The 24,487-nt window shown below is 62.8% G+C and carries 27 protein-coding genes; 9 read left to right on the top strand and 18 right to left on the bottom strand.

The window, feature by feature from the left end:
- Positions 1-128: 128 nt before the first annotated feature.
- The 4 genes from P8T11_RS26460 to msrB all read right to left on the bottom strand — a co-directional run bounded on the left by P8T11_RS26460 (position 129) and on the right by msrB (position 2,258).
- Entirely contained in the window at positions 129-905 is a 777-nt protein-coding gene (locus P8T11_RS26460) for a peptidylprolyl isomerase (protein WP_259251931.1), read from the bottom strand.
- 17 nt (positions 906-922) lie between these two features.
- Positions 923-1,192, bottom strand: coding sequence for a BolA family protein (locus P8T11_RS26465; RefSeq protein WP_100857899.1), 270 nt, complete (start codon positions 1,190-1,192; stop codon positions 923-925).
- Between the two features lie 91 nt (positions 1,193-1,283).
- Positions 1,284-1,859: a septation protein A gene (locus tag P8T11_RS26470; RefSeq protein WP_268079301.1), complete on the bottom strand. Its 576-nt coding sequence runs from the start codon at positions 1,857-1,859 to the stop codon at positions 1,284-1,286.
- Positions 1,860-2,258, bottom strand: coding sequence for a peptide-methionine (R)-S-oxide reductase MsrB (msrB, locus tag P8T11_RS26475; protein WP_050447599.1), 399 nt, complete (start codon positions 2,256-2,258; stop codon positions 1,860-1,862).
- Between the two features lie 52 nt (positions 2,259-2,310).
- Between msrB and P8T11_RS26480 the strand changes: the two genes are divergently transcribed.
- The 7 genes from P8T11_RS26480 (at position 2,311) to P8T11_RS26510 (ending at position 9,462) form a co-directional block, all read left to right on the top strand.
- On the top strand, positions 2,311-2,988 hold the full coding sequence (locus P8T11_RS26480; RefSeq protein ID WP_268079300.1) for an energy-coupling factor ABC transporter ATP-binding protein: 678 nt from the start codon (positions 2,311-2,313) through the stop codon (positions 2,986-2,988).
- On the top strand, positions 2,985-3,581 hold the full coding sequence (locus P8T11_RS26485; RefSeq protein ID WP_268079299.1) for an energy-coupling factor transporter transmembrane component T family protein: 597 nt from the start codon (positions 2,985-2,987) through the stop codon (positions 3,579-3,581). The genes P8T11_RS26480 and P8T11_RS26485 overlap by 4 nt, the downstream gene beginning before the upstream one ends.
- A 55-nt stretch (positions 3,582-3,636) precedes the next feature.
- Positions 3,637-4,194 carry a biotin transporter BioY gene (locus P8T11_RS26490; protein ID WP_268079298.1) on the top strand — a complete coding sequence of 186 codons (558 nt, stop codon included), beginning with the start codon at positions 3,637-3,639 and terminating at the stop codon, positions 4,192-4,194.
- A 297-nt stretch (positions 4,195-4,491) separates the two neighbouring features.
- Positions 4,492-5,655, top strand: a complete 1,164-nt coding sequence (locus tag P8T11_RS26495) for an ABC transporter substrate-binding protein (RefSeq protein WP_268079297.1) — start codon at positions 4,492-4,494, stop codon at positions 5,653-5,655.
- 167 nt (positions 5,656-5,822) lie between these two features.
- Positions 5,823-6,860 carry a branched-chain amino acid ABC transporter permease gene (locus P8T11_RS26500; RefSeq protein ID WP_268079296.1) on the top strand — a complete coding sequence of 346 codons (1,038 nt, stop codon included), beginning with the start codon at positions 5,823-5,825 and terminating at the stop codon, positions 6,858-6,860.
- Positions 6,861-6,865: 5 nt separating this feature from the next.
- A complete protein-coding gene (locus P8T11_RS26505) occupies positions 6,866-8,704 on the top strand; it encodes a branched-chain amino acid ABC transporter ATP-binding protein/permease (protein WP_268079295.1) in 1,839 nt (612 codons plus the stop codon).
- Positions 8,701-9,462: an ABC transporter ATP-binding protein gene (locus P8T11_RS26510; protein ID WP_268079294.1), complete on the top strand. Its 762-nt coding sequence runs from the start codon at positions 8,701-8,703 to the stop codon at positions 9,460-9,462. The genes P8T11_RS26505 and P8T11_RS26510 overlap by 4 nt, the downstream gene beginning before the upstream one ends.
- 108 nt (positions 9,463-9,570) lie before the next feature.
- Here P8T11_RS26510 and P8T11_RS26515 read toward each other — a convergent pair whose 3' ends face one another.
- From P8T11_RS26515 to fdxA, 12 genes are all read right to left on the bottom strand, one after another.
- Positions 9,571-10,422: a branched-chain amino acid aminotransferase gene (locus P8T11_RS26515; protein ID WP_268079293.1), complete on the bottom strand. Its 852-nt coding sequence runs from the start codon at positions 10,420-10,422 to the stop codon at positions 9,571-9,573.
- A gap of 102 nt (positions 10,423-10,524) precedes the next feature.
- The gene (locus tag P8T11_RS26520) at positions 10,525-11,562 is read right to left on the bottom strand and encodes an ABC transporter substrate-binding protein (protein ID WP_268079292.1); all 1,038 of its coding nucleotides are present in this window, start codon (positions 11,560-11,562) and stop codon (positions 10,525-10,527) included.
- Positions 11,563-11,669: 107 nt separating this feature from the next.
- The gene (locus P8T11_RS26525; protein WP_268079291.1) at positions 11,670-12,653 is read right to left on the bottom strand and encodes a branched-chain amino acid ABC transporter permease; all 984 of its coding nucleotides are present in this window, start codon (positions 12,651-12,653) and stop codon (positions 11,670-11,672) included.
- Positions 12,650-13,537: a branched-chain amino acid ABC transporter permease gene (locus P8T11_RS26530; protein ID WP_268079290.1), complete on the bottom strand. Its 888-nt coding sequence runs from the start codon at positions 13,535-13,537 to the stop codon at positions 12,650-12,652. The genes P8T11_RS26525 and P8T11_RS26530 overlap by 4 nt, the downstream gene beginning before the upstream one ends.
- 97 nt (positions 13,538-13,634) lie before the next feature.
- Positions 13,635-14,849: an ABC transporter substrate-binding protein gene (locus P8T11_RS26535; RefSeq protein ID WP_268079289.1), complete on the bottom strand. Its 1,215-nt coding sequence runs from the start codon at positions 14,847-14,849 to the stop codon at positions 13,635-13,637.
- Positions 14,850-14,910: 61 nt separating this feature from the next.
- Positions 14,911-15,621, bottom strand: a complete 711-nt coding sequence (locus tag P8T11_RS26540; protein WP_268079288.1) for an ABC transporter ATP-binding protein — start codon at positions 15,619-15,621, stop codon at positions 14,911-14,913.
- The gene (locus tag P8T11_RS26545) at positions 15,618-16,391 is read right to left on the bottom strand and encodes an ABC transporter ATP-binding protein (RefSeq protein WP_268079286.1); all 774 of its coding nucleotides are present in this window, start codon (positions 16,389-16,391) and stop codon (positions 15,618-15,620) included. The genes P8T11_RS26540 and P8T11_RS26545 overlap by 4 nt, the downstream gene beginning before the upstream one ends.
- Positions 16,392-16,934: 543 nt before the next feature.
- On the bottom strand, positions 16,935-17,570 hold the full coding sequence (gene nth, locus P8T11_RS26550; protein WP_268079284.1) for an endonuclease III: 636 nt from the start codon (positions 17,568-17,570) through the stop codon (positions 16,935-16,937).
- A complete protein-coding gene (rsxB, locus tag P8T11_RS26555; protein ID WP_268079282.1) occupies positions 17,567-18,205 on the bottom strand; it encodes an electron transport complex subunit RsxB in 639 nt (212 codons plus the stop codon). The genes nth and rsxB overlap by 4 nt, the downstream gene beginning before the upstream one ends.
- A gap of 390 nt (positions 18,206-18,595) precedes the next feature.
- Positions 18,596-19,822 carry a polyhydroxyalkanoate depolymerase gene (locus tag P8T11_RS26560; protein WP_100857345.1) on the bottom strand — a complete coding sequence of 409 codons (1,227 nt, stop codon included), beginning with the start codon at positions 19,820-19,822 and terminating at the stop codon, positions 18,596-18,598.
- Positions 19,823-20,034: 212 nt separating this feature from the next.
- Entirely contained in the window at positions 20,035-20,835 is an 801-nt protein-coding gene (locus P8T11_RS26565) for a ferredoxin--NADP reductase (RefSeq protein ID WP_268079280.1), read from the bottom strand.
- Positions 20,836-20,884: 49 nt separating this feature from the next.
- On the bottom strand, positions 20,885-21,208 hold the full coding sequence (gene fdxA / locus P8T11_RS26570) for a ferredoxin FdxA (RefSeq protein WP_013392198.1): 324 nt from the start codon (positions 21,206-21,208) through the stop codon (positions 20,885-20,887).
- Between the two features lie 123 nt (positions 21,209-21,331).
- On the opposite strand from fdxA, the gene pncB reads away from it, so the two are divergent.
- Both pncB and P8T11_RS26580 read left to right on the top strand, forming a co-directional pair.
- Entirely contained in the window at positions 21,332-22,540 is a 1,209-nt protein-coding gene (pncB, locus tag P8T11_RS26575; RefSeq protein WP_100857897.1) for a nicotinate phosphoribosyltransferase, read from the top strand.
- Positions 22,541-22,611: 71 nt separating this feature from the next.
- Positions 22,612-22,962, top strand: coding sequence for a RidA family protein (locus P8T11_RS26580; RefSeq protein ID WP_268079279.1), 351 nt, complete (start codon positions 22,612-22,614; stop codon positions 22,960-22,962).
- 118 nt (positions 22,963-23,080) lie between these two features.
- Here the strand turns inward: P8T11_RS26580 and P8T11_RS26585 are convergent, their stop codons facing one another.
- Together P8T11_RS26585 and P8T11_RS26590 are read right to left on the bottom strand one after the other, a co-directional pair.
- Complete coding sequence (locus P8T11_RS26585; RefSeq protein ID WP_268079278.1) at positions 23,081-23,590, bottom strand: flavodoxin family protein; 510 nt, start codon at positions 23,588-23,590, stop codon at positions 23,081-23,083.
- Positions 23,587-24,420, bottom strand: a complete 834-nt coding sequence (locus P8T11_RS26590; RefSeq protein ID WP_268079277.1) for a zinc-dependent peptidase — start codon at positions 24,418-24,420, stop codon at positions 23,587-23,589. The genes P8T11_RS26585 and P8T11_RS26590 overlap by 4 nt, the downstream gene beginning before the upstream one ends.
- Between the last annotated feature and the right edge of the window lie 67 nt (positions 24,421-24,487).

A 24,487-nucleotide genomic window follows, 5' to 3' on the forward strand; every position in this document is an offset into this window, starting at 1 on the left:
AGGCCAACACGCAAATCAAAAAGCTGCACGCCCCAAGGCGCGCAGCTTTTTTTTGGTTCTAGTGCACGATCCGCAAGCGCACAAAAAAACTGCCCGCATGGGCGGGCAGTTTCAGGTCTGGCGCAGGCTTACTGGATCTTGGCCTTGTCGCGCAGTTGCTTCTGGTAGTCGGCCAGGGTTTGCTGGCGCAGCATTTCTTCCAGTTGCGGACGCACTTGGTCCAGCGGCGGGAATTCCACCGGGCGAGTGTCGTCAACCTTGATGATGTGCCAGCCGAACTGGGTCTGAATCGGCTTGTCGACCATTTCGCCCTTCTTCAGTTGGGTCACGGCTTGCGCGAACGGCTGGACGTAGTTGGTCGGGGGAGCCCAACCCAGATCGCCACCCTTTTCGGCGCTGCCGGGGTCCTTCGAGTTCTTCTTGGCCAGATCGTCGAACTTGTTCTTGTTGCTCTTGATCTGGGCCAGCAGGTCATTGGCCGTCTTCTCGTCTTCGACGAGGATGTGGCGGACCTTGTATTCCATCTTGCCGGCTTGTTCCTGCTTGATCTTGTCGTATTCAGCAGTGACCTTGGCGTCCGACACCGGGTGCTTGGCCAGGTAGTCGGCCATCAGGGCACGAACCAGGATGCCTTGGCGGGCCAGTTCGATTTCGGTCTGAACGTCGGCTTGCTTGGCGATGCCGCTGGATTCGGCGGCCTGCACGAAGATCTGGCGGTTGATCATTTCTTGCTTGACCTGTTCGCGCAGTTGCGGCGAATCGGTGGCGCCCTGGCTGACCAGCAGCTTGACGAATTGATCCAAATTCTTTTGCGGAATGGCCTTGCCGTTAACGGTGGCCACGTTCTGCGCGAAAGCAGGCACGGCGATGACGCAGGCCGCAGCCAGCATGACGATGCGTTTCATGAATATCCTTTTACTTTCTATTTGGGAGCCTGGGCATCTAGCGCAAGCGCATGAATCGGATAGGGGATCAAATCTTGCAAATGATGATACACCAGCCTATGTCGCGCTACGGCGGAGAGCCCCGTGAAGCAAGGCGCTACGATGTGCACGCGATAGTGGCCGGCGCCGTTTTTACTGCCTTCGTGGCCGGCATGCAAATGCGAGTCGTCCAGGATGTCCAGCGTGACGGGATCCAGGGCGGCCAGGCGCTCCCGGATCAGGGTGATGCGGTCGGTGGTTTCTGACATGGCGGCAATATGAAAGTTCCGGCGCGCGCACTTGTCAGTGCGCGCTGATGATTGGACCGTTGGAGTGGAGCGTCTTGGGCCGTCTGGCGGATCAGGGTTTGCTCGGCGGGGTGTCCGAGCCAGCGTTTTCGTCGGTCTGGATGTGCTTGCCCAGCCAGACCGATTGCCCGATCACGAAGACGATCATCAGGCCCATCAGGCCAAAGGCCTTGAAGCTGACCCATTGCGACTCGGTGAAATGGCCCGAGAACGCCACATACAGGTTCAGCGCGCCCGCTACCAGGAAGAAGGCTGCCCAGACCAGGTTGAGCTTGTCCCATGCCGCATCGGGCAGTTGAATCTGTTTTTCCATCAGGCGGCGGATCAGGTTGCGGCCGAACAGCAGGCGGGCGAAGACCAGCGCGCCGCCGAACAGCCAGTACAGCACCGTGGGCTTCCACTTGATGAACACATCGCTATGCAGCCAGATGGTGGCGCCGCCGAAGACCAGGATGACGGTCAGGTTCACCCAATGCATGGCTTCGGTGGGGCGGCCCGTTACCTTCAACCAGACAATCTGCAATACGGCGGCCGCCATGGCGACGGCCGTGGCGGTGAAGATGTCCGTGTACCGATAGGCAATGAAGAACAGGAACAGCGGGAACAGGTCGAACAGAAACTTCTTCATTCAGTTTTCTATGGGTTCAAACGTCATCGACAGGGAATTGATGCAATAGCGCAGCCCGGTGGGCGGCGGGCCGTCGGGAAAGACGTGACCCAGGTGTGAATCGCAGACGTTGCACAGCACTTCGGTGCGGACCATGCCGTGGGTCGTGTCGCGCTCTTCGCGCACCAATTCGGGATCCAGCGCCTGGAAATAGCTGGGCCAGCCACAGCCGGCGTCGAATTTGGTGTCGGATGCGAACAGGGCCGTGCCACAGCCCACGCAGCGGTATATGCCCGGCGTGGTCGTATCCCAGTAACGCCCGGTGAATGCGCGTTCGGTACCTTTTTGACGGGTGACCACGTATTCTTCGGGGGAAAGTTGTGCGCGCCATTCGGCGTCGGATTTGCGTACTTTTTCCATATCAGCTCTTGGAGTCCCGATGCCCGAAATGGTTCGGGCATAATCCCGCCCCATGTTAATCGAGTTTGACCAGGCGGTAGTGTCGACGCCCCAGGCGGAAGTGTTGCGCGGGGTGAGCGTAACCCTGGCCGAACGGCGCATCGGCATTGTCGGACCCAACGGCGCGGGCAAGAGCACGCTGGCGCGCCTGGTCAACGGCCTGGTGGTGCCTTCGGCGGGCAGCGTGCGGGTGGACGGCCTGGATACCCGCCACGACTTGAAGGCCGTGCGCCGCCGCGTGGGCTTCGTATTCCAGAACCCGGAAAACCAGATCGTGTTTCCCAATGTGCGCGAAGACCTGGCGTTTGGCCTGAAGCGCCTGGAGCCGGACAAGGCGCGGCGCGAATCACGCATCGACAGCCAATTGAACGCGCTGGGCGTGGGCCACCTGGCCGACCGCAGCAGCCACACGCTGTCCGGCGGCGAGCGCCAACTGGTGGCGCTGGCGGCAGTGCTGGTCATGGAACCGGCGCTGGTCGTCTTTGACGAACCGACCACGCAATTGGACCTGCGCAACCGCAACCGGGTCCGCCATGCCATTGCGGCGCTGCCCCACGACGCGATTGTCGTCAGCCACGATCTGGAATTACTGGAAGATTTTGACCGGGTGCTGGTGGTGCGCGAGGGCGCCATCGCCGCCGACGACACGCCCGCGGCGGCCTTGCGCTGGTATCGGGAGCACTGCGCATGATCGAACCGCTTTACGTTGCCGGCCGCTCGGCGCTGCACCGGTTGCCCGCCTGGCTGAAGCTGGCCGCGCTGGTGGCGGCCGGGGCAAGCCTGTTCGTACTGCGCGACCCCCGTTGGCTGGGCGCGGCGTTCGCGGCGGCGGCCCTGCTGGTGTGGTCGACCGGCGTCTCGGCGGCTGCCGTCTGGCGCCAGGTGCGCGGGCTGTTGTGGGTGTTGCTGGCGGTGGGCGTGTTCACGGGTGTGTTCCAAGGCTGGGTTGAGGCCCTGGCGGTGGTGCTGCGCGTGGGGGCCATGGTGGGGTTGGCGCTGGCGGTGACGCTGGCGACTCGTACCTCGGACCTGATCGCCGTCTGCGAACGCGCCTTGATGCCGCTGGAGCGCATCGGGCTGCTGGACGCCGGCAAGGTGGCGCTGGCCCTGGCGCTGGCCTTGCGTTTCGTACCCGAAATCTGGCGCAACTTTCACGAGATTCGCGAAGCCCAGGCGGCGCGCGGCTTAGGCGCCCACCCGCTTGCGTTGATCGTGCCGCTGATTGTGCTGACCTTGAAGCGTGCCCAGGAAGTGGCCGAAGCTATTGACGCGCGCAGTGCCTGAGCGGACCGCCCGCCGTCGTGATCCCACGCCGTATTGATTCCATAAAGGTGAACCCATGAAATCCCACAACACCGTGCTGATCGCGCTGTTCGCGGCGCTGATCGTCGTCCTGAGCCTGATTCCGCCCATTCCCCTGCCGGGCATTCCCGTGCCGATCACCTTGCAGACGCTGGGTGCCATGCTGGCCGGCGCCATGCTGGGCCCGGTGCGCGGGGCGCTGGCTTGCCTGCTCTATCTGGTTTTGGCGGCGATCGGGCTGCCTGTGCTGCCTGGTGGGCGCGGTGGCCTGGGCGCATTCCTGGGGCCGACGGGCGGTTTCCTGGTGGGCATGGCGGTGGGCGCATTGGTGATCGGCTGGCTGGCGCGCATGCTGGCGGCGCGTGCAGCGCGGGATTGGGCGAAGCTGGGCGGCTACATGGTCGCCTGCGTGGTGGGCGGTATCTTGGTCGTGTATGCCTTCGGGGTGCCGTGGCTGGCATCCGTTACGAAGATGGGCTTGCCCAAGGCGGCGGCCGCCGTTGCGGTATTCCTGCCGGGCGATCTCATCAAAGCCGTGATTGCGGCGTGGGTGGCGTCGCGGGTAGAGCGTGTCTGGCCGATGCTGGGCCGTTAGCCGCCATGCCGGGCGTCGGGTGACAGCACCGTAACCGGGCACCGGCCGGCTTTGCGGCATGCTCCAATTTCCAAGGGAATCCCCCAACAGACGTGCCGAAAGTTTTTCAAGTACAAGTTCGCCATTAACGAATGCGTTTGCTGAATCAATGTTTCCGCAGCACATCAGGGATTTACCGTAGTTGCGCGGCGTCATTTGATACTGTTTTAACCCTATAATATTTTTTTCTGTATAACTTTAACTAGGCTCGCTTCGCCTCAATCGAGGCACATAAGAGCCATCACAGGAGACAAAAATATGCGCAAGCACTTCGGCTTGTCCGCGGCGGCTGCCGCTTTCGCCCTGGCCGTGCCGCTCCTGGCGAGCGCGCAGGTCAAGGTAGGCGTAACGGTGTCCAGCACCGGCCCGGCCGCCTCGCTGGGTATCCCCGAACGCAATACCGTGGCGCTGCTGCCCAAGGAAGTGGCAGGCCAGAAGATCGAATGGATCGTCCTGGACGACGCCACCGATACCACCCAAGCCGTCAAGAACTCGCGCAAGCTGGCCACCGACGACAAGGTCGATGTGCTGATCGGTACGTCCGTGACGCCGGGCTCGCTGGCCATGGTCGACGTGGCCGCCGAAGCCAAGGTGCCGATGATCAGCGTGGCCGCCAGCGCCAAGATCGTCGAACCCGTGGATGACAAGCGCCGCTGGGTCTTCAAGACCCCGCAGAACGACGCGCTGATGGCCGGCGCCCTGGCTGACGCCATGGCCAAGTCCAAGGTCAAGACGCTGGGCTTCATCGGCTTTGCCGACGCCTACGGCGACGGCTGGCTGGACGTGATGCAAAAGGCCGCCAAGGCCAAGGGCATTGAAATCGTCGCCATCGAAAAATACAGCCGTACCGACACCAGCGTGACGGGCCAGGTGCTCAAGCTGGTCGGCGCAAAGCCGGACGCCATCCTGATCGCCGGCGCCGGCACCCCGTCGGCGCTGCCGCAAAAGGAACTGAAGGCCCGCAACTACGGCGGCACCATCTACCAAACCCACGGCGCTGCCAACAACGACGTGCTGCGCGTTTGCGGCAAGGACTGCAATGGCATGTACCTGCCGGCCGGTCCGCTGCTGGTTGCCGCCCAATTGCCCGATTCGAACCCGGTCAAGAAGTCGGCCCTGGCTTATGTCGAGACCTACGAAAAGGCCAACGGCGCCAATTCCACCAACACGTTCGGCGGCCACATGTGGGATGCCGGCCAACTGGTCGTGACGGCGCTGCCCGTGGCGCTGAAGACCGGCGCCAAGCCCGGTACGCCGGAATTCCGCGCCGCCATGCGCGACGCCCTGGAAGGCGTGAAGAACCTGGCTGCGTCGCAGGGCGTGTTCAACATGTCGCCCACCGACCACGCCGGCTTCGACGAGCGTTCGCGCGTCATCGTCAAGGTCGAAAATGGCAAGTGGGTTTATCAGCCCGACCTGTAATTTCCCCAGGATTGCCCGATCCACGGATGTGCAACGCAAAGGGGGCGCCAGTGGCTGGCGCTTGCCTTGCGGCGCCTGAGCAATGCTTCGCACCGGCCTTTCCGGCCGGTGTGTCGTATCAGTGTTCCGGGCGGGGCCGGAACACCAAGAATCAATAAGGTTGTTAGATGGATTCCACAATTGCGCTGATCCTGCTGCAAGACGGTGTCGTCAACGGTGCTATCTATGCCCTTCTGGGTATGGCTCTGGTGCTGGTTTTCGCCGTTACGCGCGTCATTTTCATTCCCCAGGGTGAGTTCGTGGCGTTCGGCGCCCTGACCCTGGCCATGCTGGTTGACGGCAAAATGCCGGGCACGGCCTACCTGCTGCCACTGCTGGGCGCCTTGTGCCTGGCGATGGAACTGGTGCGTGCGCTGCGCACCCGCAACTTCGCCGGACTGCCCAAAACCTTCGTCATCAGCCTCGTCCTGCCTTTGGCCCTGTTCTGGCTGACCAAGAGCTACACCGCGCCCGACAACTCGTTGTGGCTGAACATGCTGTTGACGCTGTTGCTGGTGATCCCGATGGGGCCGATGGTCTATCGCATCGTCTATCAACCCCTGGCCGAAGCCACGGTGCTGGTGCTGCTGATCGTCTCGGTCGCGGTGCACTTCGCGCTGACCGGCCTGGCGTTGGTGTTCTTTGGCGCTGAAGGCTGGCGCACGCCGCCGTTCGTCAGCGGGCAAGTCGACTTCGGCTTCATGACCTGGTCCGCGCAAAGCCTCTTCGTGGTGGCCACCTGCGGGCTGCTCATCACCGCGCTGTGGCTGTTCTTCGGCAAGACGCTGTATGGCCGCGCGCTGCGCGCCACGGCCGTGAACCGTCGCGGTGCCCGCCTGGTGGGCATCAGCACCACCATGTCCGGCAGCCTGACGTTCACGTTGGCGACCGCCATTGGCGCCATGTCCGGCATGTTGATCGCGCCCATCACGACCGTGTATTACGACACCGGTTTCCTGATCGGCCTGAAGGGCTTCGTGGGCGCCATCATCGGCGGCCTGGCCAGCTACCCCGTGGCCGCCGCCGGCTCGCTGTTGGTCGGTGTGCTGGAATCGTTCTCGTCCTTCTGGGCAAGCGCCTATAAGGAAGTGATCGTCTTTACCTTGATTATCCCGGTTCTGGTCTGGCGTTCGTTCAGCACCCATCACGTGGACGAAGAGGAATAAACGCCATGAATCGCATTCTGCTTGCTGTATTCATCGTCGTCCTGGTGGGCCTGCCATTGCTGCCGGTCACGCCCGAATTCTGGGTGACGCAACTCAACTACATCGGTCTGGCCAGCCTGATCGTGCTGGGCCTGGTATTGCTGACCGGCGTGGGCGGCTTGACGTCGTTCGGGCAGGCCGCGTTTGTCGGGCTGGGCGCCTACACCACGGCGTTCCTGACCACGCAGTACGACGTGTCGCCCTGGCTGGCGTTGCCGGTGGGCCTGGTCTTGACCGCTGTCGTCGCCTACCTGCTGGGCGCGATCACCCTGCGCCTGTCCGGCCACTACCTGCCGCTGGGCACCATTGCGTGGGGCCTGTCCTTGTACTTCCTGTTCGGCAACATCGACTGGCTGGGCAAGCACGACGGTATTGCCGGCATCGAGCCCATCAGCATCTTCGGGGTGTCGCTGGCCAGCGGTCGCAACATCTATTACCTGATCTGGGTATTCGTGCTGCTGGCGCTGTGGGCCACCCGCAACCTGCTCAATTCGCGTCCGGGCCGTGCCATCCGTGCCTTGAAGAGCGGCGCGGGCATGGCGGAATCCATGGGCGTGAACACCGCGGCCTACAAGGTTGTGATCTTTGTCTGGGCGGCCTTGCTGGCCTGCATTTCGGGCTGGCTCTACGCACACATGCAGCGCGCCGTCAGCCCCAGCCCGTTTGGCATCAACTACGGCATCGAATACCTGTTCATGGCGGTCGTGGGCGGCGCGGGCTACGTCTGGGGCGCCTTGCTGGGTTCCGGCGTCATCCTGGTGCTGAAGGACCAGTTGCAGAATTGGCTGCCCAAGCTGCTGGACACCAACGCCAACTTCGAGATGATCGTCTTCGGCGTGCTGCTGATCCTGATGCTGCAATACGCACGCAATGGCCTGTGGCCCATTCTGGCGGGCTGGTGGAGCAGCATTACCGGCGCCGATGGCTCGCGCCGCAACCTTGCGCCGCCCGCTGCCGCGCCGGCTTTGCCGACGCGCGCCCGTCCCCAGGCGGGCCAGGTGGTGCTGGAAGTGGACGCCATCCGCAAGGAATTCGGTGGGCTGGTCGCCGTGAACGACATCACGTTCAAAGTCAGCTCGGGTGAAATCATGGGCCTGATCGGCCCCAATGGCGCCGGCAAGAGCACGACGTTCAACCTGATCAGCGGCGTGTTGCCGGTGACGCGCGGCAAGGTCACGTTCATGGGCCAGCGCATCGACAACCGCTCGGCGCGCGAGATCGCCAAGTTGGGCGTCGGCCGCACGTTCCAACACGTGCAATTGCTGCCGGGCATGAGCGTGCTGGAAAATGTGGCGTTGGGCGCGCACTTGCGGTCCGACGTGGGTGTGCTGGCGGGCGCCTTGCATTCGGATCGCGCCCGCGAGGCGCAACTGCTGCATGAAGCCGCCGAGCAGATCAAGCGCGTTGGCCTGGGCGAATACCTGTACGAACAGGCGGGCAACCTGGCGCTGGGCCAGCAACGCATCCTGGAAATCGCGCGCGCCCTGGCGTCCGATCCGGTGCTGCTGCTGCTGGACGAGCCGGCCGCCGGCCTGCGCTACAAGGAAAAGCAAGACCTGGCTCGCGTGCTGGAGCAACTGCGCTCGGAAGGCATGAGCATTTTGCTGGTCGAACACGATATGGATTTTGTCATGCGCCTGACCAACCACCTGGTGGTGATGGACTTCGGCACCAAGCTGGCCGAAGGCGTGCCCGCCGACGTGCAAAAGAACCCAGCGGTGCTGGAAGCCTATTTGGGCGGCATCGATGACGACCTGCCCGAAGCGGATCAGGCCAAGCCCGTGTCCGCGGGAGGTGTGCAATGAACGCAACCCAATCGCCCGTGCTGGAAGTCAGCAACCTGTCGGCGCGTTACGGCAAGGTCGGCGCGCTGGTCGGCGCATCGTTGACCGTGCCGGCCGGCAGCATCGTTACCGTGATCGGCGCCAACGGTGCCGGCAAATCCACCATGCTGAACGCCATGATGGGTTCCTTGCCGCAAACCGGCCATGCGGCCGGCAGTGTGCAATACGCGGGCACCGACGTGTCCGGCTGGCAGGTCGAGCGCCGCGTGGCGGCCGGCATGTCGCTGGTGCCCGAGCGCCGCGAATTGTTCGGCACCATGTCCGTCGAAGACAACCTGCTGCTGGGCGGCTTTCGCCGCTACCGCGCCCGCGAGGCCGGCTGGCGCGACACGCTGAATGAAGTGTTCGACCTGTTTCCACGCCTGCGCGAGCGCCGTGGGCAACAGGCCGGCACCTTGTCGGGCGGCGAACGCCAGATGCTGGCCGTAGGCCGCGCGCTGATGGCCAAGCCCACCTTGCTGATGCTGGATGAGCCCAGCCTTGGCCTGGCGCCGCGCATTGTGCGCGAGATCTTCCACATCATTGCCCGCCTGCGCGAAACCGGCGTGGCGATCTTGCTGGTCGAGCAAAACGCCCGCGCGGCGCTGCAAGTGGCGGATTACGGCTATGTGCTGGAAACCGGTGAAGTCATCCTGCATGGCCCGGCGCGCGAACTGGCCGGCAACCCGAAGGTGATCGAAAGCTATCTGGGCTTGGGCAAGGGCGCCGAAGCGGACTGACCCGTACCCTGAGTCACCTTTCTGGCTGATTCGATGGCCAAGAAAAATGCCGCGATCCTGATTCGGATCGCGGCATTTTTTTGCGCGCTTGCGGCGCGATGCAGGGCCCTATGCGGACTGGCGGCCGGTGCTTTCCGCGTAATCCATATACAGCTTGTGTGCGCGACGGGCCATCGGGCCGTACTCCAGCGCGCGGTCTTCCACGCGATTCACGTGCACCACCTTGCCGTAGTTACCGCTTGAGAACACTTCGTCCGCGTCTTCGATGTCGGCGCGGGTCAGGCTGCGTTCCTGCACCTCGACGCCATCGGCTTGCAGCAGGGCCAATACGCGGCGGCGCGTGATGCCGTTCAGGAAGGTGCCATTGTCCACGGGGGTGGAAACCACGCCATTCTTGGCGATCCACAGATTGCTGGTGGCGAACTCGGCAATATTGCCCGCGCCGTCCAGCATGATGGCGTTGTCGAAACCCTTCTCGGCGGCTTCGCGGATGGCGCGTTGGCCGTTCGGATACAGGCACGATGCCTTGGCGTCGGTGGGCGCCATGTTCGGCCACGAGCGCGCGTAGCTGGAAAAGCAGGCCGAAAAGCCAAGTTCGCCCGGCATCGGCACCTTGAACACGTGCAATACGAACTGGGTCTTGTCGGCATCCGGCAGCAGGAAACCGTCGGCGCAATAGAACATCGGCTTGATGTAGAGCTCGGTGCCGGCCGGGAACTTGGCAACGGCTTCCAGGCACAGCTTCTGGATGTCTTCCCAGCCAATCTGCGGCTTCATCAGCATTTTTTCGGCCGAACGCACGACACGCTGGCAGTGCAGGTCCAGGTCAGGCGTGAGGCCGCGGAAAGCGCGCGCGCCGTCAAAGACCATGCTGGCCATCCAGAAGGCGTGGTCGGCCGGGCCGAGCAGTTTGGGGTTTTCAGTGGTCCAGTGACCGTCGTGCCAATACAGGGCGTCCATGTTGGAATCTTCCTTCGCTTGAATCGGGGGGCGCCGCGTTGGCGCCGAAACGTCAGGATACAGGAGGCGGCCGGCGTCCACGGCCGGCCGCCCCTGGAAAATCTACTCCTTTTGCAGCGCCGCCTGCACGCGGTCGGCAACGTCCGCGGGCATCCATTGCCGCCAGACAGAGCCGTATTGCTTCAGGAAATAGCGCGAGGCGTCCTCGGGTTCCTTGCCTTCGTTTTCCAGCCAGCCCAGGGTGGCGTCGATGGCCTCATCGGGCACCGTCAGCTTGGTGAGAAATTCGGTGATCTTCGGCGCTTGCTTGGCAAACGCCGCATTGACGCCGGTGACCACGGGGTTGGGCTTGAATTCAGTGGCAACGGGATTGGCGCACTTGGGATCCGTCATGCAGGTGTAGGCGGCCTGATCGAAGGCGGGCAGTTCCAGCTTCACCAGGTCCAGCGCGCCGACCAGCGAGGTGGGTGTCCAGTAGTAAAAGACGATGTCGCGCTTGCGCTTGTAGGCCGATACGATGGCAGCCTTCTGCGCGGCGCCCGAGCCGGGCGCGAACAGCGAATAGTCCTTGTCCAGCTTCAGCGCGCGCAGCAGGTTGTCGTTCAGCGTGCCGCAGGCCCAGCCGGCAGGGCAGCCGTAGATGCGGCCGCGCCCCGGATCTTCGGGGTCGATGAATACCTCTTTGAAGCGCGTCAGGTCGGATGCGGACTTCAAGTCAGGATGGCGCTCGGCCGTGTAGCGCGGGATATACCAGCCTTCGCCTGCGTCGTACACGTGGCCCACGCCCAGTGCTTTGCCGCTGGCAAGCGCTTTTTTCCAGGCGCCTTCGATCTGGCCCGGCCAGACCTCCGGTGTCACGTCCACGTCGCCGCGTTGCAGCGCCGCCAGCATCGGCAGCGTTTCGCCGATTTCAACGGTGGTCTTGCAGCCGTAGCCATGTTCCAACACGTAGCGTTCGATGCCGGCCAGCACCAGGTTGGACTCCCAGTTCAGGCCGCTGAAACGGACCGGGCGATCAACTTCGCAGGTCGGGGCGGGCGATGTGGCTGGAGGTGGGGCGGCGGATGCGGTGGGGGCGATGAACGCCGCGGCCAGCGCGAATGCGCCAAGAACGGGGGCGAGCGGATGCGGGTTGCGCATGGTCAGGCACCTGTGAAGTTGGGTGCGTTTTATTGTACGGGCGGATGCCGGCATTCAATGCAAACGGGGCCGCGTGATGCGGCCCCGTTGGGATGGCGTGTCGCGCTTCAGGCGCGGGCAGCGCGGCGCTTTTCGATAAAGGCGCCAAGTTCGCCCACGATGCCGCGCCGGAACGCCAGCACGCAGATCACAAAGATCAGCCCGATCACGATGGTGACGGATTCACCCAAGCGCAGGAACCAATCCACGCCGGTCAGGTTGGCCATCATCTGGCCAAAGTCGCCCACCTTGTTCTCAAGCAGCACCACGATGAACGCGCCCAGGATGGGGCCGGTCAAGGTGCCCAGCCCGCCGATCAGCGTCATCAAGATGACCAGCCCGGACATTTGCCAAGTGGCATCCGACAGGGTGGCCGATACGAACACCAGCGTCTTGGTGGCGCCCGCCAGGCCAGCCAAGGCGGCGGACAGGACAAAGGCAAGCAGCTTGAAGCGATCAACGTCATAGCCCAGCGAAACGGCGCGCGGCTCGTTCTCGCGCAGGGCTTGCAGCACTTGCCCGAAGGGTGAGTGCACCGTGCGCCAGATGATGAAATAGCCAATGACGAAGATGGCCATCACCAGGTAGTACAGGTTGATGTCCTGGGATAGATCAATGAAGCCGAACAACGTGCCGCGCGGCACGCTTTGCAGCCCGTCTTCGCCACCCGTGAAATGGGCTTGCAGGAAAAAGAAGAACACCATCTGCGACAGTGCCAGCGTGATCATGGCGAAGTAGATGCCGCTGCGCCGGATGGCGATCGCGCCCATCGCCAGCCCCAGCAGCGCTGCCACGCCCACGCCGAACAGCAGGCCGATTTCGGTGGGAAAGCCCCATACTTTCATCGCGTGCCCGGCCGCGTAGGCCGCACTGCCCAGGAAGGCGGCGTGCCCGAAGGACAGCAGGCCGGTAAACCCCAGCAGCAGGTTGAACGCGCAGGCGAAAAGCGCGTAACACATGATCTTCATGACAAAGATCGGGTACACCCCCAGAAAGGGAAGAGCGGCCACCACGACGGCCAGTACCGCATAGCCCAGGAATTGACGATTCATTTTTCTTTTCCGAACAGCCCGGCCGGGCGGATCAACAGAACAATGGCCATGATGATGAACACGACGGTGCTGGAGGCTTCGGGCCAGAACACCTTTGTCAGTCCTTCAATCACACCCAGGCCCAGACCAGTGACGATGGCGCCCATGATGGACCCCATGCCGCCAATCACGACCACGGCGAACACGACGATGATGAGGTTGGACCCCATCAGCGGGGAAATCTGCAGAACGGGCGCCGCCAGCACGCCGGCAAAGCCCGCCAGCGCCACGCCGAAACCATAGGTCAGCGTAATCATGCGGGGCACGTTCACGCCAAAGGCCTCGACCAGGCGCGGGTTTTCGGTGCCAGCGCGCAGCAGGGCGCCCAGGCGGGTGCGTTCGATCACGAACCAGGTCGCCATGCAGACCACTACCGACGCCACCACGACCCAGCCCCGGTAGTTCGGCAGGAACATAAAGCCCAGGTTGGTCGCGCCGCGCAGCGCGTCGGGCGTGGGATAGGGTTGGCCCGACACGCCGTAGAAGCTGCGGAACAGCCCCTCGATCAGCAGCGTCAACCCGAAGGTGAGCAGCAAGCCGTAAAGGTGGTCCAGCTTGTACAGGTGCCTGAGCAAGAGCTTTTCAATGATGATGCCGAAGAGCCCGACGACCAGCGGCGCCAGAATCAACATCACCCAATAGTTCAACCCCAGGTACGACAGCCCCATCCAGGCGACGAACGCGCCCAGCATGTAGAGCGCGCCGTGCGCGAAGTTGATGACGTTCAGCAGCCCGAAGATCACGGCAAGCCCGAGCGACAGCATGGCATAGAAGGAACCGTTGACCAGGCCCAGTAATAGCTGGCCGAGCAAGGCCTGTATAGGGATGCCAAAAAGGTCAGTCATCTTGTGAAAATCCTGCGCGTACGGATGGAAGCGAGCAAATTCAAGGTGCGGCCAGGGCCTGGGCCAGGCCGCACCTTGGGGTCACATGAGCTGGGAATTATTTCTTGACCAGCTTGCAGGTGGATTCGGACAACTTGGTATAGACCTCGTCGCCGGGCAGCGTCGCCACGACCTTGTAGTAGTCCCACGGGGCCTTGGATTCGGCCGGCGTCTTGACCTGCATCAGGTACATGTCGTGGACCATGCGGCCGTCTTCGCGCACGTGGCCGTTCTGGGCGAAGAAGTCGTTGACCTTGTTCGACTTCATCCACTTCATGATGGTGTCGCCATCGTCCGACCCCGAGGCCTTGACGCCGTTCAGGTAGAACATGGCTGCCGAGTAGTCACCGGCCTGCAGCATCGACGGCTTGCGGCCGACCTTGCTTTCGAACTTCTTGCTCCAGGCGCGCGAGGCGTCGTTCAGATCCCAGTACCAGCCCGTGGTCAGGTACATGTTCTGGGTGGTCTTCAAGCCCAGCGCGTGGATGTCGTTGATGAACACGAGCAGGCCGGCCATCTTCATGCTCTGCGTCACGCCGAATTCATTCGCGGCCTTGACGGAATTGCTGAAGTCGCCGCCCGCATTGGCCAGGCCCAGGATCTGTGCCTTCGAGGCCTGGGCCTGCAGCAGGAACGAGGAGAAGTCGGCGGTGCCCAGCGGTGCGCGCACTTCGCCCTTGATTTCGCCGCCGGCGTCCTTGACGACCTTGATGGTGTCGCGCTCAAGCGCATGGCCGAAAGCGTAGTCGGCGGTCAGGAAGAACCAGCTCTTGCCGCCGTCTTTCACCACGGCCGAGCCCGTGCCGCGCGCCAGCGCCACGGTGTCGTAGGCATAGTGCACGGTGTAGGGCGAACATTGGGCGTTGGTCAGGTCGGAAGCGCCCGCGCCGATGGCGATGAACGGCTTCTTCTTTTCGGCTGCCACGGCCGCCATGGCCAGGCTGGTGGCCGAGTTCGTGCCGGCGATGATGACGTCGACCTTCTGTTGATCGAACCATTCGCGAGCGCGGGCGGATGCAATGTCGGCCTTGTTCTGATGGTCGGCGGAGACGACCTCGATCTTCTTGCCGTTGATGGTCCCGCCCATCTCGTCGATTGCCATGCGAATCGCGTCCAGACCGGCCTTGCCGTCGATGTCGGAATACACACCCGACATGTCGGTGATGAAGCCGATGCGGATGACATCGTCGGAGATACCTTGCGCGTGGGCGGTGGCCCCTGCAAATCCCAGGCCCGCCATGGCCAGTGCAGCAGTGATGGTGTGCAGCTTCATGGGATGACTCCTCTTCCCTACGGTGTAGTGTTGCCGGGGTTCCGGCGGATGACAGGTTGTTTTAGACGCCCAGCAATTCGTTGAGCGTGTCCTGTTTTTCTGAAAGTTCTGCAGCTTCGAAATGTTCGACGATCTGCCCGTGCTCCATGACATAGAAGCGATCGGCCAGCGGCGCCGCGAAGCGGAAATTCTGCTCGACCATGACGATGGTGTAGCCGCGCTGTTTTAGCGCCGTGATCATGCGGGCCAGCGACTGCACGATGACGGGCGCCAAGCCTTCGGAGATCTCGTCCAGCAGCAGCAGGTTGGCACCGGTGCGCAAGATGCGCGCGACCGCCAGCATCTGCTGTTCGCCGCCCGACAAGCGCGTGCCCGGAGAATTCCGGCGCTCTTGCAGGTTGGGAAACATGTCATAGATTTCGGCCAGCGACATGCCGCCGCCCAGCGAACCGACCACAGGCGGCAGCAGCAGGTTTTCTTCGCAAGACAGGCTGGCGAAGATGCCGCGTTCTTCGGGGCAATAGCCTACGCCCAGATGCGCAATCTTGTAGGTGGGCAGGTCGATGGCTTCGGTGCCATGGATGCGCACCGAACCCTTGCGGGATCCGGTCAAACCCAGGATGGCCCGCAGCGTCGTGGTGCGGCCGGCGCCATTGCGGCCCAGCAACGTGACCACTTCACCTTGGCCCACGCGCATATCCACGCCATGCAGGATATGCGATTCCCCGTACCAGGCTTGCAAGCCCGAGATTTCAAGTGCCGGGGTGCTCATGCGTGCGCTCCTTGAAGTTCGCCGTCGGTGGTGCCCATGTAGGCCTCCATCACGGCGGGATGGCGCGAGACTTCAGCGTACGAACCCTCGGCCAGCACCGAGCCGCGCGCCAGCACGGTGATGGTGTTGGCGATGGAGGACACCACGTTCATGTTGTGCTCCACCATCAGGATCGTGCGCCCGGCGCTGACGCGCTTGATCAGTTGCGTGACGCGGTGCACGTCTTCGTGCCCCATGCCCTGCGTGGGCTCGTCAAGCAGCATCAGTTCCGGCTCCATGGCCAGCGTCGTGGCGATTTCCAGCGCGCGCTTGCGGCCGTATGGCAGGTTCACCGTGGTCTCGTCCGCGAAGGCACCCAGGTCCACCTGTTCAAGCAGCGCGCGAGCGGGCTCGTTCAATGCGTCCAGGCGCTTGTCGCTTTGCCAGAAGTGGAACGACAGCCCGGTCTTGCGCTGCAGGCCGATGCGCACGTTCTCCAGCACGGTCAGGTGAGGGAACACCGCCGAGATCTGGAACGAACGGATAATGCCGCGCCGCGCGATTTGCGCGGGACGTTCGCCGGTAATGTCGACGCCGTTGAACTTGATGGTTCCCGACGTAGGCGATAAAAACTTGGTAAGCAGGTTGAAGCATGTCGTCTTGCCCGCGCCGTTCGGCCCGATCAAGGCATGAATCTCGCCCCGCTTGATACGCAAATCGACCCCATTGACCGCGACGAATCCGCGGAATTCCTTGGTGAGGCCTTTTGTCTCCAGGATTGTGTCATCCATGTCCGCTGCACCAGCGTTGTATTTATATGGTCTCTGCCTGCCGTCATTGCGCCAAGCCCCCGAAGGGCAGAAATCCTAACGATCTTTCGTAGTTTTCCGATGAGTTGCCGGCGAGTATGCGGACGTCCTCCTCAAAATTCCATGAGGGTTTTACATAGGTTTTGCAGTGCGGAAAGGGCAATTGTCGGCAGGCCGACAATACGAGCGGCGCAAGGCGGGAAAACCCTTTTTACTGAGCAATGCGTTGCAGCAAAACCGCTGTGACATGCGCTGTCTGTAGGATGGGTGTAGCGCGCACAGACCTACAAAAAAACCCGGATGGACAGCGCGCGAAACCCATCAAGCAGCGGTTGAACAATAAGAAATTCAGCCACAGCACAACGTCCGTGTGATGGGTTTCGCGCGAACGGCGTCAGTGTCCCAGGCGCAGGTCATGGCGCGCTGCACCCATCCTACGATTCGCCAAGCCCCGACAACGAGCCCACGGGAAGTCCACCACGAGCCCACCAAGAACCCGTCACGCCCACCCCGAATCATTCCAGATCACGCCACCGTCTTCTGCTTGAATTCGCACAAATCCGAGATGCCGCATTGCGGGCACTTGGGGGTGCGTGCCACGCAGATGTAGCGGCCGTGCAAAATCAGCCAGTGATGCGCGTCCTGGATGTATTCGCGGGGGACGAATTTGACGAGCTTGTCTTCAACTTCCAGCACGTTCTTGCCCGGTGCGATACCGGTGCGGTTCGACACGCGGAAAATGTGCGTGTCCACCGCCATCGTGGGTTGGCCGAAGGCGGTGTTGAGTACGACGTTGGCCGTCTTGCGGCCCACGCCGGGCAGCGATTCCAGCGCCTCGCGCGTTTGCGGGACTTCGCCGCCATGATGCTCAAGCAAGATCCGACAGGTGGCGATCGTGTTCTTGGCCTTGGTGCGATACAGCCCGATGGTCTTGATGAAATCGGACAGGCCTTCTTCACCCAGCGCCAGCAAGGCTTCAGGCGTGCCGTATTGCGGGAAGAACTTGCGCGTGGCGATGTTGACGGATTTGTCGGTGGCCTGCGCCGACAGCAGCACCGCGATCAGCAACTGGAACGGCGTGTCGTATTCCAGTTCAGTGGTGGGGTTCGGGTTGGCCGCTTGCAGGCGGGCGAAGATTTCACGGCGTTTGGCTGCGTTCATGACTGCGTGGGATTGCGGCGGGCCCGGGCGCGGGCCAGCGCGGATTCAATGGCAGAGCGCTTGCGGTCTTCGCTTTGTGCGTTGTCGGCTGCCGGAGCGCTGGGCGCGGCGGGCGTCTCTGGCGCCATCAGGCGCGCATTGTCGGCGGCCAGGCGCTCAACGCGAGCCAGGTGGTTGCGATGCCGCTGGCGGCTGATGGTGGCGTCCTGCACGGTCCAGGCGCGTCCGGCGGGCACCATCTGAATACAGTCCACAGGACAGGGCGCCACGCACAGATCGCAGCCGGTGCACCAATCGGCAAGCACGGTGTGCATGTGCTTGTTGGCGCCCACAATGGCATCGACGGGACAGGCCTGTATGCACAGCGTACAGCCGATGCAGTGCGATTCATCGATGCGAGCAACCAGCAGCGGACCCGGTTCGCCGCGCTCAAGATCCAGCGGCAGGGCAGGGGTTTGCAACAGCGCTGACAGCGCGGCAATCCCTTCATCGCCACCGGGCGGGCAACGGTTGATAGGCGCCAAGCCTTCCGCGATGGCCTCGGCATAAGGCCGACAGCCGTCATAGCCGCACTTGGTACATTGCGTCTGAGGCAGCAAAGCGTCAATACGGTCCGCAAGCAAACAAGAATCCATTAATCTGCAACAAAAAAACGTACGATGGCCGAAACGCGGCACCGGACGATGGCTGAAGCGCGCACCCGTGGCTGGGTGAAGCGCGCACCCGTGGCTGGGTGAAGCGCGCACCCGTAGGATGGGTGAAGCGCGCACCCGTAGGATGGGTGAAGCGCGGCACTGCCAAGGCAAGAACCCAATCCCCCAACGCGCGCAACCCATCAAGCAGCGCCCGCACCAAGCCACCCCCGCCACAGCACCAACGCACCCAACAAATAGCCCAACGCGCGCAACCCATCAAACTGCGCAGGTGCCGTGGCAACTTCCACCACAGCACCCACCCATCTGATGAATTACGCGCGCTAGAGGCCCAAGACCAGGATCAGGGGCAGGCTTCGAGCTTAGCTAAGCCTACGCCGACTGCCGGATGAATTCGGCAATTTTAGGGCAGATCATCTCGCGCCAGCGGCGGCCCGAGAAAATCCCGTAATGGCCGCAATTCGGCGCCGTGTAGTGCGACTTGCGCTCGGCCGGGATGTTCTTGCACAGCTTGATCGCCGCGCGCGTCTGGCCCTGGCCCGAAATATCGTCCAGCTCGCCTTCAATGGTGAAGAGAGCAACCTGCTTGATATCCGCGGGACGCACGGTCTGGCCGTCGACTTCCCACGTACCGCTGGGCAGCGCGAAGTCCTGGAACACCATGCGGATCGTGTCCAGGTAGAACTCGGCCGGCATGTCCAGCACCGCGTTGTATTCGTCGTAGAAACGGCGATGCGCCTCGGCGTCGCTATCGTCGCCACGCAGCAGGTCCAGGTAGAACTCGTAATGCGACTTCATGTGGCGGTCCGGGTTCATGGCCATGAACCCGGCGTGCTGCAGAAAGCCCGGATACACCTTGCGGCCGGCACCCGGATAGCGCGGCGGCACGGGGTGGATCACCTGGCTTTCAAACCAGGAATACGGCTTGGTCGTGGCCAGGCGATTCACCTGCGTGGGTGACTGGCGCGGGTCGATGGGGCCGCCCATCATCACCATGCTGCGCGGCTGGCAGGGGTCGTTGGCGGTCGCCATCAGCGACACGGCGGCCAGCACCGGCACGGTGGGCTGGCAAACCGAAATGACGTGCACGTCCGGACCCAGGTGGCGGATGAAATCCTGCACGTAGCGGACATAGTCGTTCAGGTGGAACGGTCCGGCCGACAGGGGCACCATGCGGGCGTCGACCCAATCTGTCACGTAGACGTCATGCGCGGGCAACAGGGCGCGCACGGTGTCGCGCAACAAGGTGGCGTGGTGACCGGAAAGCGGCGCAACCAGCAGTACCTTCGGGTCATCCTTGTTGGCGCCGCGCACGTCGCGGTGAAAGTGCACCAGTCGGCAGAAGGGCTTGTCCAGCGCAACGGCTTCGGTCACGCGGACCGACTTGCCATTGATGTCGGTGGCGGGCAGATTCCAGGCGGGCTTCTGGTATTCCTTGCCGATACGCGTCATCAACTCATACCCGGCGGCCATTTGGCGGGAAATCGGGGTGTAAGCAAGGGGGCTGTAGGGGCTGGAGAACAGCTGAGAACCGGCATCCGTGAATGCAGCGAACGGAGTCAGGAAGGCGCGCTGCATTTCGTGCAATTGGTACAGCATTTGGGAGATGTCCTTCTGGGTCGTGCGTGTGACCCGATTATTGCGCCGCGGACTAAAGATATATCCAATCAGCCTAAAGAAACTGCCACAACAACCGGGAATATGTTGCTAAAAAGAGACCCGTCATCCCATTACGCACCAGTTTAGGGCGTTTTTCGGCCATGCATAGAGACTAAACGGAGGATTTATGCACTACGCCGGGCAGTGTGGGATCACCAGTAATTTTCCACCGCCAGGTTGCCGGGAATGCCCCGGCGGCCGGGCTTGAAACCGCGTTCGCCCAGCAACTTGCGAGCGTCCGCCAGCATGTCCGGGTTGCCACACAGCATGACCTTCGCCTGCTCGGGATCCAGCGGCAGCCCGGCTAATTGTTCGAGCCGGCCATCGGCGATCAGGGTGGTCAGGCGTTCTTGCGGCATGCCGGGCAGCGCTTCGCGGGTGGCGATGGGCAGGTACACCAGCTTATGCGGATCGGCCGCGAACAGCGGCGCCAGGTCCGGCTGCTTGCCCCAGGATTCAATTTCTTCGCGGTAGGCCAATTCCGCCTTGGTGCGCACGCCGTGCACCAGGATGATGCGACGATAGGCGCGCCAGGTTGCGGGGTCGCGCAGGATGGACAGATAGGCTGACAGCCCCGTGCCGGAGGCCAGCAGCCACAGGTCGCCGCCCGGCGCGAAGCGCTCAAGGGTCAGGAATCCGTAGGGGGCTTTTTCGACGTACAACGCGTCGCCCGGTTGCAACTGCGCCATGCGCGGGCTGAACAGGCCGTCGGGGACCACGATGGAATAGAACTCCAGCCCGGACTCATGCGGGGCGGAAACCATCGAATATGCGCGCCAGAGCGTGGGCGGACCATCGGGATCATCGGCACTTGGCAAACCGACCCGGGCGAACTGGCCCGGCAGGAACGTATACCCGTCGTCGCGCGTCACGCGCAAAGAGAACAACTTGTCGGGCACCCAGGTATGAACGTGGGTTACGGTCTGGCGCGTGTATTTGGAGTCGTCGGTCATCGGGGCATCGCGCGAGGCCGGCCGCCAAAAGGAAGCCGGCTCTCGTGGATTATTTTTCCAGGTATTGCAGCTTGTCCTGCTTGCCGTTCCATTCGTCGGCGTCCGGCAGGGGCTTCTTGGCGCGGCTGATGCTGGCGAACTCGGGCGAGAGCTCAGCGTTCAGGGCGATGAAATTCATCTGATCCTGCGGCACATCTTCTTCGGCGTAGATGGCATTGGCCGGGCATTCCGGGATGCAGACCGCGCAGTCGATGCATTCGTCAGGGTCGATCACGAGGAAATTCGGACCCTCACGAAAACAGTCCACCGGGCACACATCAACGCAATCGGTGTACTTGCACTTAATACAGTTTTCGGTGACAACGTGGGTCATTCAGGAACTCCGGGATCGGCGGCTTTTGTGTCTTGTTGGGCGGATTTTACCCAATGCGCGCCCAATGTGCCGGTAATACCCGTATTGACATCGTGGCCCATGGCCCTGAACCCCGTGTTCTCTATGCTATGGTGTCGCGAAACGATACGCGCAACCATGATAATCACCTCGCTGCTCGACACCGATCTGTATAAATTCAGCATGATGCAGGTGGTACTGCATCAGTTTCCCGCTGCTCAGGTCGAGTACCGTTACAAGTGCCGCACCGCTGGGGCCGACTTGCGCCCCTATCTGGACGAAATCCGCGAAGAGGTGCACCAACTGTGCCAGTTGCGCTTCACCCAGGACGAACTGGATTACCTGGGCGGCTTGCGCTTCATCAAAAGCGACTTCGTCGACTTCCTTGGCTTGTTCCACCTGCCCGAGCGCTGCATCCACATCAGCGAAGGCGATGCGCCCGGCGAGATCTCGATTGAAGTGAAAGGCCCCTGGCTGCACACGATTCTGTTCGAGATCCCGGTGCTGGCCATCGTCAACGAGGTCTACTTCCGCAACACGCGCAAGAACCCCGACTGGGAAGAGGGCCGCCAACGCCTGCAGTCCAAGATGCACCTGGTGCTGGACGACCCCGCGCTGGCCGATTTCCGCGTGGCCGAATATGGCACACGCCGCCGCTTCTCGAAGGTCTGGCACCAGGAAGTGGTGTCCACCATGAAAGCCCAGATGGGCGAGCACTTCGCCGGCACCAGCAATGTGTTGCTGGCCAAGCAGCACGAAGTCCTGCCGCTGGGCACGATGGGCCACGAATACCTGCAAGCCTGCCAGGCGCTGGGCCCGCGCCTGCGCGATTCGCAGGTGTTCGCCCTGGAAGTCTGGGCCAAGGAATACCGTGGCGACCTGGGCATTGCCCTGTCGGACGTGTATGGCATGGACGCCTTCCTGCGCGACTTCGACATGTATTTCTGCAAGCTGTTCGACGGCGCCCGCCATGATTCCGGCGACCCCTTCGTCTGGGGCGAACGCCTGCTTGAGCACTATCGCAAGAACCGCGTGGACCCGCGCGCGAAGACGCTGGTGTTCTCGGATTCGTTGACGTTCCCGCGCGCCATCGAGCTGGCGCGCCAGTTCGCCGGGCGCTGCAAGGTGTCGTTCGGCATCGGCACCAACCTGACCAACGACCTGGGCCACGAGCCGCTGCAGATCGTCATGAAGATGGTTCGCTGCAACGGGCAACCGGTGGCCAAGGTGTCCGACGCACCGGAAAAGACCATGTGCGACGATCCCGCCTACTTGGCCTACTTGCGCCAGGTGTTCCAGCTACCCCCCGCCTGAGGGCGGCTCGGGGTACATTGCTGGCTTCCTTGTTTTGATCCAACCCACCACTTGACTCTAGGGGAATATTCATGAGCAGCATCAAGCGCTTCCACGTCACCAAGCGCCTGTCGGACATGGCCGTGTACAACGGTGTCGCGTATCTGGCAGGCCAGGTGCCGGACGACGCCAAGCTGGACATCACCGGCCAGACCGAGCAAGTGCTCGCCACGATCGACCGCCTGCTGGCCGAAGCCGGCACCGACAAGACCAAGATCCTGATGGCCCAGATCTACGTGGCCAACATCAAGGAATTCGACGGCATGAACAAGGCCTGGGACGCTTGGGTTGCTGACGGCAATTCGCCCCCGCGCGCCACCGTCGAAGCCCGTTTGGCCAATCCCGACTTCAAGGTCGAGATCATCGTGACGGCCGCGATCTAAGCGAACCCCGCTTGCTTGCGAAAAGCCCTTCGGCATGCCGAAGGGCTTTTTCTTGCGCGCTCATCAACGGTGACCCTGGTCTGGCGCGTCGTCAGTTCGCCGTGTCAGCCGTTCGGTGTCAGCCTCCCATCAACACCGTCGCCGCCAAAAACCCGCCCAGTTCCTCGCATCGAGCCAGATCCGCCTGCGGCACCACCTTCTCGGCCCAGATCTGCTCGCCCGTCTGCGCGCCCAGGTTGACGATCAAGGCGGGCGCTAGCGCCTTCAGCCGCCAGCCGTTGCAGATCCGCTCAAGCTGCCGCGCCGCGCCCGTGCCGTCGCTGCCGGCGCTGATGGCGCAGGCATAAGGCAGCCCCTGGATGCGATCCAGCACGGCGTAGTAATTGCGGTCGAAAAACTCTTTCATTTCCCCGCTCAGGCTGGCCAGATTTTCCGGCGCGCAGAACAGATAGCCCTGGCTGGCAAGCAGGGCATCGGCCTCGACGTCAGCCGCGCGGCGCAGCTCGATGCGCAATTCGTCGGCCTGTTCCAGTTGCGCCGCGGCCGCTGCCGCACCCCGGGCGGCGGCCTCGGACATTTGCCGCGCGGCGCCCGTACGCGAATGCCAGACGATCAGCAGTTGCTTCATGCGTAGCGTTCCAAGGTGTCTTGCCGGTAGTACGCCCGCAGCAGGGCATGCCATTCGGGCAAGGCCTGCTGCATGGGGGCGGGGTCCACAAAAAAGTGTTCGGAGCTGACGGCGAAGAATTCCGCTTCGTCCGTGGCGGCATACGGGTCCAGCGGCAGTTGGCCGTACCAGGCGTCCGCGTCTTCGCTCTCGGGGTCCACGTCGTGCGGGATGGCGGCTTCAACGGCATCCAGGGCGGCAATGAAGCGGTCCAGGCTGTCGTCCAAAACGCGGCGCCACACCTGCGGCTTCAGGTCGGGGTGGGCGGCCAGCGACGGCATGCCGTCCGCCATGCCTGAGCGCAGGTCCAGCTTGTGGGCGAATTCATGGATGATCACGTTGAAGCCGCCCTCGGACAACTGCGTGTCTTCCCAGGACAGCACCAACGGGCCGCCTTCCCAGGCTTCACCCGCCGCGTCCTCGATGAATTCGTGGACCACGCCGTCATCGTCCTGGCGTGTGCGCGGAATGCGGAAGCTGGCGGGGTACACGATGATCTCGTCCCAGCCTTCATACAGTTCGGGTGACAGGTTCAGGATGGGCAGGCTGGCCTGGGCGGCGATCGACAAACGCATGAAGTCCGAGACCTCAAGACCCTGCGCGCCATTGATGGTTTTGCTGGCCAGCAGCCAGGCCGACCGCGCCAGCAATTGCGCGGTTTCGTCGGCGTTCAACACCGCCAGGAAAGGATGGGCATCCAGCACCTGCCGCCACAGTTGCGGCGAGATGCGGGCTTGCATCTCGGCCACTGCCGACGGGCGGGCGCCCCGGCCCTTGAGCCAGCGCAACATAAGCTTTGGTTCCTTCTATATGCCGGAATCGGCGGGGGATTCAGCGTAACCAAACGCTAGTGTAGAG

The sequence above is a fragment of the Achromobacter spanius genome (assembly GCF_029637605.1).
GTDB lineage: Bacteria > Pseudomonadota > Gammaproteobacteria > Burkholderiales > Burkholderiaceae_B > Achromobacter > Achromobacter spanius_E.